The 17,613-nt window shown below is 51.2% G+C and carries 13 protein-coding genes; 7 read left to right on the forward strand and 6 right to left on the reverse strand.

Annotated elements, in window-relative coordinates:
- The first annotated feature begins 24 nt into the window (after nucleotides 1–24).
- Nucleotides 25–240, forward strand: a complete 216-nt coding sequence (locus tag GFC06_RS10850; RefSeq protein ID WP_016157125.1) for a zinc ribbon domain-containing protein — start codon at nucleotides 25–27, stop codon at nucleotides 238–240.
- On the opposite strand, the gene xseA is transcribed toward GFC06_RS10850, so the two are convergent.
- Nucleotides 237–1,610 (reverse strand): exodeoxyribonuclease VII large subunit, encoded by a 1,374-nt coding sequence (gene xseA, locus GFC06_RS10855; RefSeq protein WP_049282288.1) that lies wholly within the window; start codon nucleotides 1,608–1,610, stop codon nucleotides 237–239. The two genes, GFC06_RS10850 and xseA, sit on opposite strands and share 4 nt — an antisense overlap.
- Before the next feature lie 160 nt (nucleotides 1,611–1,770).
- Here xseA and guaB point away from each other — a divergent pair, with 160 nt between their 5' ends.
- Together guaB and guaA are read left to right on the forward strand one after the other, a co-directional pair.
- Nucleotides 1,771–3,237, forward strand: coding sequence for an IMP dehydrogenase (guaB, locus tag GFC06_RS10860; RefSeq protein WP_019077375.1), 1,467 nt, complete (start codon nucleotides 1,771–1,773; stop codon nucleotides 3,235–3,237).
- A gap of 63 nt (nucleotides 3,238–3,300) precedes the next feature.
- Nucleotides 3,301–4,878: a glutamine-hydrolyzing GMP synthase gene (gene guaA / locus GFC06_RS10865; protein WP_016153990.1), complete on the forward strand. Its 1,578-nt coding sequence runs from the start codon at nucleotides 3,301–3,303 to the stop codon at nucleotides 4,876–4,878.
- A 497-nt stretch (nucleotides 4,879–5,375) separates the two neighbouring features.
- Here the strand turns inward: guaA and GFC06_RS10870 are convergent, their stop codons facing one another.
- Nucleotides 5,376–5,579: a YfgG family protein gene (locus GFC06_RS10870; protein WP_047416419.1), complete on the reverse strand. Its 204-nt coding sequence runs from the start codon at nucleotides 5,577–5,579 to the stop codon at nucleotides 5,376–5,378.
- A 350-nt stretch (nucleotides 5,580–5,929) separates the two neighbouring features.
- Here GFC06_RS10870 and GFC06_RS10875 point away from each other — a divergent pair, with 350 nt between their 5' ends.
- Entirely contained in the window at nucleotides 5,930–8,200 is a 2,271-nt protein-coding gene (locus tag GFC06_RS10875) for a sensor domain-containing phosphodiesterase (RefSeq protein WP_047501586.1), read from the forward strand.
- Here the strand turns inward: GFC06_RS10875 and ppx are convergent.
- The 4 genes from ppx to purM all read right to left on the reverse strand — a co-directional run bounded on the left by ppx (nucleotide 8,180) and on the right by purM (nucleotide 13,681).
- A complete protein-coding gene (gene ppx / locus GFC06_RS10880; RefSeq protein ID WP_153690146.1) occupies nucleotides 8,180–9,721 on the reverse strand; it encodes an exopolyphosphatase in 1,542 nt (513 codons plus the stop codon). The genes GFC06_RS10875 and ppx overlap by 21 nt on opposite strands.
- A gap of 4 nt (nucleotides 9,722–9,725) precedes the next feature.
- Complete coding sequence (ppk1, locus tag GFC06_RS10885; RefSeq protein WP_003835119.1) at nucleotides 9,726–11,792, reverse strand: polyphosphate kinase 1; 2,067 nt, start codon at nucleotides 11,790–11,792, stop codon at nucleotides 9,726–9,728.
- A gap of 210 nt (nucleotides 11,793–12,002) precedes the next feature.
- Nucleotides 12,003–12,647, reverse strand: coding sequence for a phosphoribosylglycinamide formyltransferase (gene purN, locus GFC06_RS10890; protein WP_153690147.1), 645 nt, complete (start codon nucleotides 12,645–12,647; stop codon nucleotides 12,003–12,005).
- Nucleotides 12,644–13,681, reverse strand: a complete 1,038-nt coding sequence (purM, locus tag GFC06_RS10895; protein ID WP_019077369.1) for a phosphoribosylformylglycinamidine cyclo-ligase — start codon at nucleotides 13,679–13,681, stop codon at nucleotides 12,644–12,646. Before purM ends, purN begins: the two co-directional genes overlap by 4 nt.
- Before the next feature lie 295 nt (nucleotides 13,682–13,976).
- Here purM and GFC06_RS10900 point away from each other — a divergent pair, with 295 nt between their 5' ends.
- The 3 genes from GFC06_RS10900 (at nucleotide 13,977) to uraA (ending at nucleotide 17,601) form a co-directional block, all read left to right on the forward strand.
- The gene (locus tag GFC06_RS10900) at nucleotides 13,977–15,407 is read left to right on the forward strand and encodes a 6-phospho-beta-glucosidase (protein ID WP_153690148.1); all 1,431 of its coding nucleotides are present in this window, start codon (nucleotides 13,977–13,979) and stop codon (nucleotides 15,405–15,407) included.
- 182 nt (nucleotides 15,408–15,589) lie between these two features.
- On the forward strand, nucleotides 15,590–16,216 hold the full coding sequence (gene upp / locus GFC06_RS10905) for a uracil phosphoribosyltransferase (protein WP_003835110.1): 627 nt from the start codon (nucleotides 15,590–15,592) through the stop codon (nucleotides 16,214–16,216).
- A 95-nt stretch (nucleotides 16,217–16,311) separates the two neighbouring features.
- Nucleotides 16,312–17,601, forward strand: coding sequence for a uracil permease (gene uraA / locus GFC06_RS10910; RefSeq protein WP_016157119.1), 1,290 nt, complete (start codon nucleotides 16,312–16,314; stop codon nucleotides 17,599–17,601).
- The last annotated feature ends 12 nt before the right edge of the window (nucleotides 17,602–17,613 follow it).

Genomic DNA, 17,613 nt, shown 5'->3' on the forward strand with positions numbered 1-17,613 from the left:
ATGGATCCCTGTACTGGAGTCGCTATGTCTATTATTTGCCCGGATTGTCATGCAGAGCTGGAGCCGCAAAACGGTATGGCGCACTGTGATAACTGTAATAAAGATATTCAGTTAGAAGCGCACTGCCCGGAGTGCAATCAGCCGCTGCAGGTGCTTAAAGCCTGTGGCGCGGTGGATTATTTCTGCCAGAACGGTCATGGCCTTATCTCGAAGAAACGCGTGGCGTTTGTGCCGCTTTAATCCTGCTTTTTCCTGCGTGTTTTCTTTGTCTTCGTGACAGCTCTCACTTCGCTTTCTACCCATCCGTCAGACAGGCGGGTGGTGAGCACATCACCTGCTGTAACCTGTTTAGTCTGTTTCAGCACTTCACCCTCTTTTGCGGTCGTCACGCTATAACCGCGCGCCAGCGTGGCCAGTGGGCTGACTGCCTCAAGATGGGTAACCGCGTTGCCAAAACGCTCGCGCTGTTCGCTTAAACGCGCACGGATATTTTCCGCCAGGCGGTATTCCAGTTGCTGAATGCGTGTTTGCGCACGGTAAATACGTGGCTGCGGGTTTTGCTGATTCAGACGCTGCAGCATGCGCTGCTGACGCTGATTTGCCTGTTTAATCTTATTCTCAAGTGCGAAGTTCATTCTCTGACGCAGTCGTTCCAGCACGGTCTGCTGACGGGCCAGACGCAGTTGCGGATGCTGCTGTTGCAAGCGGTGATGAAGCTGGGTAAATCGACGAGTACGATTGACGAGGTAGTAGTCCATCGCCATCTCCAGACGCTGCTGACCATGCTGTATTTGACGCAGCAGTTCAAGCTGATTACGGCTGACAATTTCTGCTGCCGCCGACGGCGTAGGTGCCCGTAAATCTGCAATAAAATCGGCAATAGTGACATCGGTTTCATGGCCGACGGCGCTGACAACTGGAATGCGGCTGGCAAAGATCGCCCGTGCTACACGTTCGTCGTTAAAGCTCCACAAATCTTCCAGCGAGCCGCCGCCGCGCCCGACGATCAGCACATCGCACTCGCCCCGCGCGTTCGCCAGTTCAATGGCCCGAACGATCTGCCCTGGCGCATCATCGCCCTGGACTGCGGTCGGGTAGATAATAACGGGCAGGGAAGGGTCGCGACGCTTCAGGACGTGGAGGATATCGTGCAGCGCGGCGCCGGTTTTAGAGGTGATTACCCCGACGCAGTGGGCCGGTGAGGGCAGCGTTTTTTTGAACTGCTGATCGAATAGCCCTTCAGCCTGCAGTTTGGCCTTGAGTTGCTCATATTTTTGCTGCAGCAAACCTTCGCCCGCTGGCTGCATGCTCTCAACAATTATCTGATAGTCGCCGCGCGGCTCGTACAATGTAATGTTGGCGCGTACCAGTACCTGCTGACCGTGCTGTGGTCGGAACGTTACCCGGCGATTGCTGTTGCGAAACATCGCGCAGCGTACCTGAGCGGTGTCATCTTTGAGCGTGAAATACCAGTGACCGGAGGACGGCTGAGTGAAATTCGAAATTTCACCGCTGATCCACACTTGTCCCATTTCCTGCTCAAGCAGCAAACGAACCGTCTGATTCAGGCGGCTTACGGTAAAAATTGAGGTGGTCTGAGAGGATAACATGTGAGCGGGATCAAATTCTAAATCAGCAAGTTATTCAGTCGAAAGTAACATGCTCACAGAGGAGCGCAAGGTTTTTTTGCAAAAAAGTGTGGATGCAATCGGTTACGCTCTGTATAATGCCGCGGCAATATTTAATAACCTCCCAGGTGAGATATTGCCCATGCTACGTATCGCAAAAGAAGCCCTGACGTTTGACGACGTCCTCCTCGTTCCCGCTCATTCTACCGTTCTGCCGAATACTGCTGATCTCAGCACCCAGTTGACGAAAACCATTCGCCTGAACATTCCTATGCTCTCCGCAGCAATGGACACCGTGACGGAAGCGCGCCTGGCAATTGCCCTGGCCCAGGAAGGCGGCATTGGTTTTATCCACAAAAACATGTCTATTGAGCGCCAGGCGGAAGAAGTTCGTCGCGTGAAGAAACACGAATCTGGCGTCGTGACCGACCCACAAACCGTACTGCCAACCACCACTCTGCGCGAAGTAAAAGAACTGACCGAGCGTAACGGTTTCGCAGGCTACCCGGTAGTGACTGAAGATAACGAACTGGTCGGCATCATCACCGGTCGTGACGTACGGTTTGTGACTGATCTGAATCAGCCGGTTAGCGTCTACATGACGCCGAAAGAGCGTCTGGTGACCGTTCGTGAAGGCGAAGCACGCGATGTTGTCTTTGCCAAAATGCACGAAAAACGCGTCGAGAAAGCGCTGGTTGTTGACGACAGCTTCCATCTGCTCGGCATGATCACCGTTAAAGATTTCCAGAAAGCGGAACGTAAACCTAACGCCTGTAAAGACGAGCATGGTCGTCTGCGCGTTGGGGCTGCTGTAGGCGCAGGTGCGGGTAATGAAGAGCGTGTTGACGCGCTGGTTGCCGCTGGCGTTGATGTACTGCTGATTGACTCCTCTCACGGTCACTCAGAAGGCGTACTGCAGCGTATCCGTGAAACTCGTGCTAAATACCCGGATCTGCAGATCATCGGGGGGAACGTTGCGACTGGTGCAGGCGCTCGCGCGCTGGCGGAAGCCGGCTGCAGCGCTGTTAAAGTCGGTATCGGCCCAGGCTCCATCTGTACTACCCGTATCGTTACCGGCGTAGGTGTACCGCAGATCACCGCCGTTTCTGACGCTGTTGAAGCGCTGGAAGGCACTGGTATCCCGGTTATTGCCGATGGCGGTATTCGTTTTTCCGGCGACATCGCAAAAGCGATCGCTGCGGGTGCTTCTGCAGTGATGGTTGGCTCTATGCTGGCGGGGACTGAAGAATCTCCGGGCGAAATCGAACTGTATCAGGGCCGTTCTTACAAATCATACCGTGGTATGGGCTCTTTGGGCGCGATGTCCAAAGGTTCTTCCGACCGTTATTTCCAAAGCGATAACGCCGCTGACAAACTGGTCCCGGAAGGTATCGAAGGTCGCGTTGCGTATAAAGGTCGCCTGAAAGAGATCATTCACCAGCAGATGGGTGGCCTGCGCTCCTGTATGGGTCTGACCGGCTGTGGTACTATCGACGCGCTGCGAACAAAAGCAGAGTTTGTACGTATCAGCGGTGCGGGTATTCAGGAAAGTCACGTTCACGATGTGACCATCACCAAAGAGTCCCCTAACTACCGCATGGGCTCCTGATAAGTTTCCGCGCCCGGCTATATGCCGGGCGAATTTGTTTCACTTGCCTCGGAATTAGCGTCAATGACAGACAATATTCATAAACATCGCATTCTCATCCTTGATTTCGGATCTCAGTACACTCAGTTGGTTGCTCGTCGCGTACGTGAACTGGGCGTCTATTGTGAACTGTGGGCGTGGGATGTTACGGAAGCACAAATTCGCGAATTCAACCCAAGCGGTATCATTCTTTCCGGTGGTCCGGAAAGCACCACTGAAGAAAACAGCCCGCGTGCGCCGGAATACGTTTTCACTGCGGGCGTGCCTGTGTTCGGCGTGTGCTACGGCATGCAGACTATGGCAATGCAGCTCGGTGGTCATGTTGAAGGTTCTAACGAACGTGAATTCGGCTATGCGCAGGTTGAAGTTCAGACCGACAGCGCGCTGATCCGCGGTATTGAAGACTCTCTGACCGCAGACGGCAAACCACTGCTGGACGTGTGGATGAGCCACGGCGACAAAGTGACCGCTATTCCGGAAGGTTTCGTGACCGTTGCCAGCACCGACAACTGCCCGTTCGCCATCATGGCGCACGAGGAAAAACGTTTCTACGGCGTGCAGTTCCACCCGGAAGTTACCCACACCCGTCAGGGGATGCGCATGCTGGAGCGTTTTGTGCGCGACATCTGCCAGTGTGAAGCGCTGTGGACCCCGGCAAAAATTATCGATGACGCCGTTGCCCGCATTCGTGAGCAGGTTGGCACTGATAAAGTGATCCTCGGCCTCTCCGGCGGCGTTGACTCCTCCGTCACCGCGATGCTGCTGCACCGTGCGATTGGCAAAAACCTGACCTGTGTGTTCGTCGACAACGGTCTGCTGCGTCTCAACGAAGCTCAGCAGGTGATGGATATGTTCGGCGACCATTTCGGCCTGAACATCATTCATGTTGAAGGTGAAAAGCGTTTCCTGGACGCGCTGAAAGGCGAGAACGATCCGGAAGCTAAACGTAAAATCATCGGCCGCGTGTTCGTGGAAGTCTTCGACGAAGAAGCGCTGAAGCTGGAAGACGTTAAGTGGCTGGCGCAGGGAACCATCTATCCGGACGTGATCGAATCCGCGGCTTCTGCCACTGGTAAAGCGCACGTCATCAAATCTCACCACAACGTGGGCGGTTTGCCGAAAGAGATGAAGATGGGTCTGGTTGAACCGCTGCGTGAGCTGTTCAAAGACGAAGTGCGTAAGATTGGTCTGGAACTGGGTCTGCCGTACGACATGCTGTACCGTCACCCATTCCCGGGGCCGGGTCTGGGCGTACGCGTGCTGGGCGAAGTGAAGAAAGAGTACTGCGACCTGCTGCGCCGTGCGGATGCTATCTTCATTGAGGAACTGCACAACGCTGACCTGTACAACAAAGTGAGCCAGGCGTTCACCGTGTTCCTGCCGGTACGTTCCGTTGGCGTCATGGGCGATGGCCGTAAGTACGACTGGGTTGTTTCCCTGCGTGCTGTTGAAACCATCGACTTTATGACCGCGCACTGGGCGCACCTGCCGTATGACTTCTTAGGCCGCGTCTCTAACCGCATTATCAACGAAGTTAACGGTATTTCCCGCGTGGTGTATGACATCAGCGGTAAGCCGCCAGCTACGATTGAGTGGGAATAATATTCCTCCCGTTTAGCGGTTTCTGAACCGGTAGTATGTAAAAGCCCTCTTTTTACAGAGGGCTTTTTATTGCGCGAATTTTATCGATGCGACAGACCTGCTCGATAGTAGGGTTAATCACACACTTAATGTCTGCGATCCATTCAACACCGCTTCTTATTTACGGAAATAATGAAAAATACTCATGGTATTACCCTGTAGAATTTAATAATGGTAACAATTCAAATAAGCATTTAATTTCATGTGAAATATGAATGTTTTAGTCAGTGATATTTTCTGGAGATATTAATTAGCGTCAATTTGAGCGCAGTGTAGTGGGATTAAAAGATTGTGTATTTGTGCGAAAAACACGGTTGATTATCCGATATATCAGCACGTGTGGGTGGGTAAGACTGCGTGAAGTTTCATCACTCAAATCCCTTACCGGATGGTTAAATGTCAGGCGATTAGCCATCCGGTAAGGAATCTTAATGCTGTAGTATCATCGGCGCGAGCGATCAGCGTACGTCAGTTTGTGCAGGAGATGCCTGTTGCGGCAGGGTGATCTGCTGAGATTCTTTTTTGTTCTGGTGGTGGTGCCACGCACCTATGGCGGAGTAGACGAAGCGTCCGAAGAAGAAAAGAAAGCTGATAAGCAGTACGATCCGGATCATGCGACTGTTAAATCGGTGTCGTTTGCGTAGGCTGGTAACCTGGCTCACAAAAGGTTCCTTGTAGTGTACCCAACTGAGGGCGATAGTCACATTAAGGCATACTGTGAGGGAATGGTCAATTTTTCCTTATGTAAAATTGATTCAGTTGTTTTATCTATTTATGTTATGGAAATTAATATTATTATTTGCATTAATAATGAGATAACGATAAAAAACCATGAAAAGAGTAATAATTGATTAATGAGGGACTTATTTATTGATATGTATCAAGCATCACCCTTTGCTGACAACTAGAATTGATGAGTCATTTTAATGTATTTAACTTTATCGTTTTAACGTCAGGTGGGATGCCTGTCCGAATACCCCCTGCAGGATGTGCGGGATTCTACTGAGCATCTATGAAACTCAATAAAAATTATATTGGTATTAGAGATAGATGGTGGGCGTTACCTCTCATCTTGCCTTCCTTGCTGTTGCCTATATTGAGCACTGCTAACACCTATGCCCATATTAGTACCGGGAACGTAATTCTTTTCTACCTGCCTTTAGCGCTAATGGTTAGCCTGATGTTGTTTTTCGGCTGGGCGGCATTACCAGGAATTATCATTTCCATCATCTGGTACAAATATCCGCAGGTTGGGTTATTTGAAATGCTCTCAATAATTTCGCACTTTATAGTTACGATAGTGCTTAGTTGGGGAGGGTATAAAGTTTTTGCTCCCCGGCGTAATAACGTTTCTTACGGTGACTCCCACCTGATGTTTCAGCACATGTTTTGGCAGGTTTTCTGCCCGGCAACGCTGTTTCTGCTATTCTTCCATTTCGCCGCGTTTGTGGGCGTCTATGAGAGCAAATCCGGCATGGTGGGCGTTATGCCCCTTAATACCGGCACGTTGATCAACTATCAGGCCATGCTGGCCGGGAATCTGGTTGGGGTTCCACTGTGCTACTTTATCATTCGCACGATTCGTAATCCTTTGTATATCAGAGGCTATTTATCTCAGTTAAAGCAGCAGTTTGACACCAAAGTTACCAAAACAGAGTTTGCGGTCTGGCTGATTATATTGACCATACTAATGACATTGTTGTGTATGCCGTTAGATGAGCAAAGCTCGATATTTAGCACGAATTATACCTTGTCACTGCTGCTGCCCGTCATGCTATGGGGAGCAATGCGTTACGGTTATAAATTTATTTCGTTAATATGGATGCTCGTACTCATTACAGCAATTCATTATTATCAACGCTATATGCCCTGGTATTCGGGTTACGATGTGCAGCTTGCCATTACCTCATCGAGTTACCTGGTTTTCTCCTTCATCGTGAATTTTATTGCCGTACTGGCAACGCGCCAGAGAATTGTTGCCAGACATTCTCATCGTCTGGCCTTCTTTGACCCCATGGTGCATATTCCGAATTTGCGCGCTTTGAACCGGGATTTGAGAAAGGCGCCATGGTCAGTGCTTTGCTTTTTGAGTGTTCCGGGTATGGAACTGCTGGTGAAAAATTACGGCATTATGCTGCGTATCCAGTACAAGCAAAAACTTGCCCAGTGGGTAAAGCCATTGCTGAAACAAGATGAGCATGTCTATCAGTTATCGGGTAATGATTTAGTTCTGCGTTTTAACACCGAGTCGCATCAGGAGCGTATTGAAGCGCTGGACAGGCATATCAAGCAGTTTCGTTTTATCTGGGATGGCATGCCTTTACAGCCGCAGGTGGGGATTAGTTTTTGCTATGTCCGTTCTCCTGTTAACCACATCTACTTGTTACTGGGGGAGTTAAGCACCATCGCCGAGCTTTCTCTGGCGACTAATGCGCCAGAGAATTTGCAGCGCCGAGGCGTGATGCACCTGCAACGTGACCTGAAAGATAAGGTTGCGATGATGAATCGTCTGCAACTGGCGCTGGAGCACAATCGCTTTTTCCTGATGGCGCAGCCGATTTCAGGCGTGCGCGGCGATGTTTATCACGAAATTCTGCTGCGGCTAGAGGGGGATGATGGTAAAACCATCGGTCCTGACAGCTTCTTACCGGTAGCGCATGAGTTTGGATTGTCATCCAGCATCGATCTGTGGGTGATTGAAAATACGCTGAAGTTTATGGCGCAGAATCGGGAAAAAATGCCCGCCCGTCGGTTTGCTATTAACTTATCTCCCACGTCGGTATGCCGTGCCCGGCTTCCGCATGACATCAACCAGTTGCTGATTAAGTACAAAGTTGAACCGTGGCAGCTGATTTTTGAAGTAACGGAAAGCAATGCCTTAACCAATGCGGAACAGGCGCAGGCAACGCTACTGCAACTGCAATCATTGGGCTGTCAGATTGCGATTGATGATTTTGGTACCGGATATGCCAGCTATGCGCGGCTGAAGAATGTGAATGCCGATATCCTGAAAATTGATGGCAGCTTTATTCGCAACATCGTTTCGAATAGCCTCGACTATCAAATCGTGGCCTCTATTTGCCATCTGGCGCGGATGAAAAGAATGCTGGTGGTAGCGGAGTACGTCGAAAGCGAAGAAATACGCAGTGCGGTAATTTCGCTGGGGATTGATTACATGCAGGGGTATCTGATTGGTAAACCGCAGCCGTTGCATGAAATGCTGGAAGAACAGGTGCCAGAAGAACTGGCACCTGCTGAGAGCTTATGCGGCGATATCGGGTGAACTCTCTTCTTCAATTTTGAGTCGCCAGCCGGTAACGGCATCCCAGTATTGCTGCTCTTTTTCCAGATCGAGCAGCACCAGCGCATTCTGGCTAAACCAGTCATGCGGAAAGCGTAAGGTCCAGTGGTTGTCGTCGGTAATTAGGGTCAGCGTCGGTGGCGTGGTGGTCGCCTGTCGCTGATTATTCAGCAGCACGCCCAGGCGCAACAGCTGAATTAACGGCAGAAACTGTTTTTTCTTGAACAGCGTAAAGCGGGGCAAATCATCCAGTTTCACCGCTTTGCGATGATATCGAACCAGGGTTGCCATCATCAGCTGTTGTTCCTGATTGAAACCCGGTAAATCGCTGTTTTGGAGGATATACGCCGAGTGGCGATGTAAACCGCTGTGGTTGATGTTCAGCCCAACCTCATGCAGCATCGCCGCCCAGCGCAGCAACGCTTCCAGTTGTGGATTGGCCAGCTTTGGCTGCTGCGTATGCCACTGATCGTACATTTGCATCGTCGTTTCCAGTACGCGCCGGGCCTGTTCGCTGTCGATGTTGTACTGGTTCGCCAGGCTGCTCGCGGTACGGCTGCGAACGTCCTGGTGGCGAAAACGACCTTCCATCTCATACAGCACGCCTTCGCGTAGTGCGCCATCAGAAAGGCGTAGTTCGCGGATAGCCAGTGCGTCAAAAACGCCGCACAGAATCGCGAGTCCCGGCACAAACACCGCTTTTCGCTCTTCAGACAGCCCCGGCAGGCTGAGCGCATCGAATGACGCATGCTTCAGCACTTCGGATCGCAGTTTGTCCAGGCGTTCGGGGGTGATAAAACCATCTTTCTCGCCCATCTCCAGCAGCACTTCGTGTGCCGCTTTAATCGTGCCCGATGCGCCCAGCGCAACGTTCCAGCCCTGAATGCGAAACTGCCAGGTTAAGGTTTCAAGCTTTTGCGCTGCCGCCATGCGCGCACGCTGGAAGTTTTCCCGACTAATAGCGCCGCCCGGGAAATACATCTGAGCAAAACTGACGCAGCCCATACGACGGCTTTCCACCAGTTTGGGCTCGAAATCTTCGCCGATCACCAGTTCTGTTGAACCACCGCCGATATCAATAACCAGCTTACGACCCTTTTCCGGCTGGGTGTGCTCCACGCCCATAAAAATCAGTCGGGCTTCTTCATTACCGGAAATAATCTCAATCGGGTAGGGGATAACTTTTTCTGCTCGCTTGAGAAACTCGGTCGCATTTAGCGCCTGACGCAAAGTATGGGTTCCCACGATGCATACGCTTGATGGGGGAAAGCCCTGCAGACGTTCGGCGAACAGCGACAGGCAGCTTAATCCGCGCTCCATTGCCTCTTCGCTCAGCTTGTTATCTTCGCCGAGGCCATCCGCCAGATGAACGCGCTGTTTCAGTCGCCCGATAATCTGCATTGCGCCATCAACCACGCGGGCAATGACCATATGGAAACTGTTTGAACCAAGGTCGACCGCAGCAAATTCCTGCGGTCGTGGAGTCTTGTCGTGTATTGGCATAGCGTTAGTCAGGTTGCTCGAGTGATTTGATGTAGTCGTATATCGCCAATTGTGACTGAACCTTACGGCGGTTTCCGCGCGGTACGTAGCGATTACTGAGTTCTTTATCGATGAAGCGAGCCTTCACCGTGTCGCTGAACAGGATATCGATAATATCCAGCACCCGTTGCTTAAGACGCGGGTCCAGCAGCGGTGTGGCGACTTCGATGCGATAGTCGATATTCCTGGTCATCCAGTCTGCGGAGGAGAGGTATACCTGCTTGTCGCCACCGTTTTCGAAGATATAAACCCGGTCGTGTTCAAGGTAGCGGTCAACTATGCTTATCACGCGAATATTGTCGCTAATGCCTTCCAGATTCGGAATCAAAGAGCACATACCGCGAATCAATAAATTGACTGGCACGCCTGAGCTTGAGGCCGCATAGAGACGATCAACCAGGCCTTTATCGACCAGGTTATTCAGTTTTAGGGTGATACCGGAAGGCTGTCCTTGCTGCGCGTTGGCGATTTCTTTGTCAATCATCGCGTACAGCAAACGGCGCGAGTTCTGCGGAGAAACCAGCAGATAATCGAACGTCACCGGACGATACGGGTTCTCGATGAAGTTAAACACCCGACGAACCTCGTTGGTAATGCGTGAGTCGGCGGTAAGTAACGAGTAGTCGGTATAGAGACGCGCCGTTTTTTCGTTGAAGTTCCCCGTCCCGATATGCGCATAGCGCACAACTTCATCACCTTCTTTACGCGAGATAAGGAACAATTTGGCGTGAATTTTCAGGCCCGGCGCGGAGAAGATGACGTGAACGCCAGCCTCGGTAAGACGCTTGGCCCAATGAATGTTGGCTTCTTCATCAAAGCGAGCCTGCAACTCCACCACCACGGTGACTTTCTTACCGTTGTGCGCAGCATGGATCATCGAATCAATGATGCGTGAGTCTTTGGCCACACGGTAGATGTTGATTTTAATCGCCAGCACGCTCGGGTCGAAAGAGGCCTGGCGCAACAGTTCAAGAACGTGCTCAAAAGTGTGATACGGATAATATAGCAGCACGTCGCGTTCGCGAACGGCGTCAAAGCCGTTACGAAACTTCTCGTTATCGAACCAGATATGGCGCAAACGCGGCAGCGGTTTGTTCACCAGGTTAGCTTTGCCAACGTTGGGGAAATTAATAAAGTCTTTGAAGTTATGGTAACGCCCGCCGGGAACAATCGAGTCGTAGCGAGAAATCGTCAGCTTTTCACGCAGTACCTCGACCAGCGCATTGGGCATGTCGCGCTGATAGACAAAACGTACAGGCTCTGCGGTCAGACGCTGTTTCAGGCTGGACGACATCAGCTCCATCAGGCTCGATTCCATCTCGTGCACCAAATCGTATTCGGCGTCGCGAGTCATTTTCATCGAATAGGCGTTCAGCGCATCGTAATCAAAGAACCCTTTGAAAATGTCGTCAAGGCAGTAGCGTAAAATGTTGTCCAGCAGGATCATCGGTTTGCGACGGCGCGGGGTTTCCGGCGGTAGATTCACAAAACGGGGAACCTTGTCGGAAGGGATTTCCAGCAGCGCATAGCGGATCGTATCGCCGCGGATAATTTCCACCGCCAGATAGGTGTAGTCATCTTTCAGAAACTGAACTAAATCCGTCTCGCGATTAATCAGGATCGGTGTAATGTGCTGGCGGAGATATTGTTTGAAGTAATGGCGTAACCAGCTCTGTTGATTGACCGACAACTGACGTTCATTGATAAGGAAAATCTGGTTGCGCGCCATCTCCAGCAGCAACTCATTGTACAGGCCGTCAAATTCCTGATCGGCTTTTAATACGCGGGCCTGGATTTTACCTAACAGATGGCGGGAGTGAGAGTTTGAACCCTGTTCTTCGCTAATAATGATTCGGCGCTTCAGTTCGGCAAAACGAACCTTATAAAACTCGTCGAGATTATTGGAATAGATGCCTAAGAAACGCATCCGTTCGATCAACGGGTTTGACTTATCAGCAGCTTCCTGGAGTACACGTTCGTTGAACGCTAACCAGCTGAGTTCTTTCTCGATGTATAGCTTTTCCTGACCCATTACCACTTTTACTCCGTTTCATTCACGGGACACTACCGATTTATTATGGCGAGCATTGCTCTCAGATGTCCAACAGTGCCAGAAAAATATGACAATAAACCGTCTGATAGCAAAGAGAAAGGGGGAGCGTAGATGAATACCGGAGATGTTAACCGGAAAAGGTATTTATGCCTGTAAACCGGATGGTGAGATCCGGTTTACAGGTTGATTTTATTCTTCGTCGGCGGCGTAGCCTTGTGGCGGCAGACGAACGCCGTCCAGCCATGCTGCGTTATCACGCATCTTCAGTCGGCCATCAGTAAACCAGCTTACCACCAGCGGGTAAATGGTATGTTCCTGGGCCTGGACTCGTGCCGTGACATCATCTTCGCTGTCGCCTTCAAATACCGGAACCTTGGTCTGGAGAATAACCGGTCCGCCGTCCAGTTCATCGGTGACGAAATGGACGGAGGTGCCATGCTCTTCATCGCCGTTTTCCAGAACCTGACGGTGCGTGTGCAGGCCAGGATACTTCGGCAATAAAGACGGGTGGATATTCAGCAATCGTTCCGAATAGTGAGCAACAAACGTCGGACTTAGAATGCGCATATAACCGGCCAGCACCACGACATCGGGGGCATAAGCGTCGATCTCTTGTATCAGTTGCTGGTCGAATGCTTCGCGACTGGCAAACTGGGCGGCTTCCAGCGAGTGTGCAGGAATATTCGCTTCGCGTGCGCGCTCAAGGCCGAACGCATCGGCCTTGTTACTGAATACTGCACGTATGGTGCCATTGATTTTATTCTGTTCGCAGGCATCCATTATCGCCTGCAAATTGCTTCCGTTGCCGGAAATGAGCACCACAATGTTTTTCATTCAATGACCACACGCTGTTCGGAATCAGAAGCTTTGATGATACCGATTTTCCATGCGTTTTCACCTTTCTCATTGAGCAAAGCAAGGGCTTTGTCCACTTCAGAAGCTGGCAGGGCGATAACCATGCCTACGCCGCAGTTAAAGGTGCGATACATCTCATGCTGGCTGACGTTACCCGCCGTTTGCAGCCAGTTGAAGACGGCTGGCCACTGCCATGAAGATTCGTCGATCACAGCCTGCGTGTTGTCTGGCAGAACGCGTGGAATATTTTCCCAGAAACCACCGCCGGTCAGGTGGGCAATGGCATGCACATCAACCTTCTCAATCAGTTCCAGAATGGATTTGACATAAATGCGGGTCGGGGCCAGTAAGTGATCGGCCAGCGGCTTGCCTTCAAGCTCGGTGGTTTCCGGGTCACAACCGCTGACTTCAACAATTTTGCGCACCAGAGAGTAGCCGTTGGAGTGCGGACCGCTGGAGCCGAGTGCAATCAGTACGTCGCCGTCAGCCACTTTTGAACCGTCGATGATCTCAGATTTTTCGACGACGCCAACGCAGAAGCCTGCCACGTCGTAATCTTCGCCGTGGTACATCCCCGGCATTTCAGCCGTTTCACCGCCGACAAGCGCACAGCCAGACTGCAGACAGCCTTCGGCAATACCGTTAATGACGCTGGCTGCGGTATCCACATCCAGTTTGCCGGTAGCATAGTAGTCGAGGAAAAACAGCGGCTCAGCGCCCTGAACCACGAGGTCGTTGACGCACATTGCGACGAGGTCAATGCCGATAGTGTCGTGGCGTTTCAGATCCATCGCCAGACGCAGTTTTGTGCCGACGCCATCAGTGCCGGAAACCAGTACCGGTTCACGATATTTTTGCGGCAATGCGCACAGCGCACCGAAGCCACCCAGACCACCCATAACTTCCGGACGACGAGTTTTCTTTACTACGCCTTTGATTCGATCAACCAGAGCATTACCTGCATCAATATCAACACCGGCATCTTTGTAGCTAAGAGAGGTTTTATCGGTCACTGCCTGCTTCCCCACATGTTTACTTGCAGTAAAAGTTAAATTCGGCGCAATTCTAACAGGGAAAGCAAACGTTTGCGAGCCTGCTCTGCATCAAGTTTTATGTGCTGATTTTTTCAGCATTTTACAATCATTTATCTATTTGTTTGAACTGCGCCACGAAAATGAAACCGGGTACAGTCTTGTGCTTGAAACCTGTCTGCTGAATACACAGTATCGTACTGAAACCGGTTTCTGTTTTCTGTTGCGGACCTCATCAACAGCGTTTTACACAGAGTAATCACGATAGGGGAAGGGTATGTCAGGATTTAAAGCAGATTTCATGTGGGGTGGTGCCGTAGCCGCTCATCAACTGGAAGGTGGCTGGCAGGAAGGTGGAAAAGGAATTAGCGTTGCCGATGTCATGACGGCGGGGGCGCATGGCGTGGCGCGTGAAATCACTGACGGTGTGATTGCCGGTAAAAACTACCCTAACCACGACGCCATCGATTTTTATCACCGCTATAAAGACGACATTAAGCTGTTTGCCGAAATGGGGTTTAAATGTTTTCGCACTTCGATTGCCTGGACGCGTATTTTCCCTTTAGGCGACGAAGCGCAACCCAATGAGGCTGGCCTGCAGTTCTATGATGACCTGTTTGACGAATGCCTGAAATATGGCATTGAACCGGTGATTACGTTGTCGCATTTCGAGATGCCATACCATCTGGTGACGGAATATGGCGGCTGGCGTAACCGCAAACTTATCGATTTCTTTGTCCGTTTTGCCGCAGTGGTTTTTACCCGTTACCAGCACAAAGTGAAGTACTGGATGACGTTTAATGAAATTAACAACCAGGCAAATTATCACGAAGACTTCGCGCCTTTTACTAACTCTGGCCTGAAATATCAGCCCGGTGAAGACCGCGAGCCGGTTATGTACCAGGCGGCGCACTATGAACTGGTGGCAAGCGCGCTGGCGGTAAAGGCTGCGCGTGAGATTAACCCGGCATTGCATATAGGGTGCATGATTGCCATGTGTCCTATCTATCCACTGACCTGCGCGCCGGACGATATGATGATGGCGATGAACGCCATGCACCGGCGTTACTGGTTTACCGATGTCCATGTGCGCGGCAAATACCCACGGCATCTTCTCAACTACTTTGCCCGGCGTGGCTTTGATCTTGATATCACTGAGGAAGACCGTCAGGCGCTGACTGAGGGTTGTGTCGATTACATCGGCTTTAGCTACTATATGTCTTTCGCAACGCAGGCCACGGCAGACAACCCACAGCTGGACTACGACGAGTCGAAAAGTCTGGTTTCCAACCCGTACGTGCATAAATCGGACTGGGGCTGGCAGATTGATCCCGTCGGTCTGCGCTATTCGCTGAACTGGTTCTGGGATCATTACCAACTGCCGCTGTTTATCGTCGAAAACGGCTTTGGTGCGATTGACGTGCAGCAGGCCGACGGCTCGGTAGATGATTCCTATCGTATTGACTATATGGCCGCACATATCAGCGAAATGAAAAAAGCGGTAGTGGAAGATGGCGTGGACCTGATGGGCTATACCCCGTGGGGCTGTATTGATTTAGTCTCGGCCGGGACGGGGGAGATGAAAAAACGCTACGGCTTTATCTATGTTGATAAAAATAATGACGGAAGCGGAACGTTAGCACGCTCGCCGAAGAAATCTTTTTCATGGTATCAAAACGTTATCCAGACCAATGCTGAATATCTATAAAATTCATAGTATTGACAGCCAGCCCCGCCAATAATGCGGGGCTTGTTTTATACTCATCATCCAGACGCAAACGACTTTGGTTGATCCATATCAAGCGTATCCAGTGTTGCGCCAGAGACGAAAAGCGGTATAATCCGGCGATTTTTTTGTGGTTGCCACTCGTCTGAGGAAAGGAGAAGAGTATGAAGATCGTGGAAGTCAAACACCCACTCGTCAAACACAAGCTGGGACTGATGCGTGAAAACGACATCAGCACTAAACGCTTTCGTGAACTCGCCTCGGAAGTTGGCAGCCTGCTGACTTATGAAGCAACCGCTGGTCTGGAAACCGAAAAGGTGACCATTGAAGGCTGGAACGGTCCAGTTGAAGTTGACCAAATCAAAGGTAAAAAAATCACCGTTGTGCCAATCCTGCGTGCGGGCCTGGGCATGATGGAAGGCGTACTGGAAAACGTTCCGAGCGCGCGTATCAGCGTGGTTGGTATGTACCGTAACGAAGAAACGCTGGAGCCGGTTCCGTACTTCCAGAAGCTGGTATCTAACATCGATGAGCGTATGGCGCTGATCGTTGACCCGATGCTGGCAACCGGCGGTTCCGTTATCGCCACCATCGACCTGCTGAAAAATGCAGGCTGCACCAGCATTAAAGTGCTGGTCCTGGTTGCGGCACCGGAAGGTATCGCGGCACTGGAAAAAGCGCACCCGGATGTTGAGCTGTACACGGCCTCCATCGATCAGGGGTTGAACGAGCACGGATACATTATTCCGGGGCTCGGCGATGCCGGCGATAAGATTTTTGGTACCAAGTAAACGAATAAGTGAAAAGAAGCCGACTTTAAGAGTCGGCTTTTTTTTGAATATAACAACCCAAGGCTAATAACAAACAACACTCAGAGGAAAACACTATGACGCGCCGTGCTATCGGGGTGAGTGAAAGACCGCCGCTTTTACAGACAATCCCGCTTAGTTTGCAGCACCTGTTCGCCATGTTTGGCGCAACGGTACTGGTGCCAGTCCTGTTCCACATCAACCCGGCTACCGTTCTGCTGTTTAACGGCATTGGTACATTGCTGTATCTCTTTATCTGTAAAGGTAAAATTCCCGCGTATCTGGGTTCCAGCTTCGCATTTATTTCCCCGGTACTGCTGTTGCTGCCGTTAGGGTATGAAGTGGCGCTGGGTGGTTTCATTATGTGCGGCGTTCTGTTCTGTCTGGTTTCTTTCATCGTTAAGAAAGCAGGAACCGGCTGGCTGGATGTCATGTTCCCTCCTGCGGCGATGGGCGCAATCGTTGCCGTCATCGGTCTGGAGCTGGCTGGCGTCGCTGCGGGCATGGCGGGGTTACTGCCAGCAGAGGGGCAATTACCGGATTCAAAAACCATCATCATCTCAATGGTGACGCTGGCGGTTACGGTATTTGGCTCTGTACTGTTCCGCGGTTTTATGGCGATTATCCCGATTCTGATTGGGGTGCTGGCCGGCTACGCGCTCTCCTTCGTGATGGGGGTCGTGGACACCACGCCGATTGCGCAGGCCCACTGGTTTGCTCTGCCAACGTTCTACACGCCGCGCTTTGAATGGGTTGCCATTCTGACCATCCTGCCGGCGGCGCTGGTGGTCATCGCTGAACACGTTGGACACCTGGTGGTAACGGCGAATATCGTGAAAAAAGATTTGATTCGCGATCCTGGCCTGCATCGTTCTATGTTTGCCAACGGCCTGTCTACGGTTATCTCTGGTTTCTTCGGCTCTACGCCGAACACCACGTACGGCGAAAACATTGGCGTAATGGCGATTACCCGTGTTTACAGTACCTGGGTTATCGGCGGCGCGGCAATTTTTGCCATTCTGCTCTCCTGTGTGGGCAAACTGGCTGCGGCGATCCAAATCATTCCACTGCCGGTCATGGGTGGCGTATCGCTGCTGCTGTACGGCGTGATTGGTGCTTCTGGTATTCGCGTACTGATCGAGTCAAAAGTTGACTACAACAAAGCGCAAAACCTGATCCTGACCTCGGTTATTTTGATCATCGGCGTGAGTGGTGCGAAAGTTCACATTGGCGCCGCTGAGCTGAAAGGCATGGCGCTGGCGACCATTGTTGGCGTTTGTCTGAGCCTGATTTTCAAAGTTATCAGCCTGCTGCGTCCGGAAGAAGTCGTGCTTGACGCGGAAGATGCCGACAGTCCGCAACAGTAAATCTCTTACCGG

It is taken from the genome of Citrobacter braakii, assembly GCF_009648935.1.
Taxonomy (GTDB): Bacteria; Pseudomonadota; Gammaproteobacteria; order Enterobacterales; family Enterobacteriaceae; genus Citrobacter; species Citrobacter braakii.

Bases quoted from the DNA above. Each gene is read 5' to 3' on its own strand.
- GFC06_RS10850 (WP_016157125.1), top strand. From the start codon at position 25: ATGTCTATTATTTGCCCGGATTGTCATGCAGAGCTGGAGCCGCAAAAC.
- xseA (WP_049282288.1), bottom strand. From the start codon at position 1,610: ATGTTATCCTCTCAGACCACCTCAATTTTTACCGTAAGCCGCCTGAAT.
- guaB (WP_019077375.1), top strand. From the start codon at position 1,771: ATGCTACGTATCGCAAAAGAAGCCCTGACGTTTGACGACGTCCTCCTC.
- guaA (WP_016153990.1), top strand. From the start codon at position 3,301: ATGACAGACAATATTCATAAACATCGCATTCTCATCCTTGATTTCGGA.
- GFC06_RS10875 (WP_047501586.1), top strand. From the start codon at position 5,930: ATGAAACTCAATAAAAATTATATTGGTATTAGAGATAGATGGTGGGCG.
- ppx (WP_153690146.1), bottom strand. From the start codon at position 9,721: ATGCCAATACACGACAAGACTCCACGACCGCAGGAATTTGCTGCGGTC.
- ppk1 (WP_003835119.1), bottom strand. From the start codon at position 11,792: ATGGGTCAGGAAAAGCTATACATCGAGAAAGAACTCAGCTGGTTAGCG.
- purN (WP_153690147.1), bottom strand. From the start codon at position 12,647: ATGAAAAACATTGTGGTGCTCATTTCCGGCAACGGAAGCAATTTGCAG.
- GFC06_RS10900 (WP_153690148.1), top strand. From the start codon at position 13,977: ATGTCAGGATTTAAAGCAGATTTCATGTGGGGTGGTGCCGTAGCCGCT.
- upp (WP_003835110.1), top strand. From the start codon at position 15,590: ATGAAGATCGTGGAAGTCAAACACCCACTCGTCAAACACAAGCTGGGA.
- uraA (WP_016157119.1), top strand. From the start codon at position 16,312: ATGACGCGCCGTGCTATCGGGGTGAGTGAAAGACCGCCGCTTTTACAG.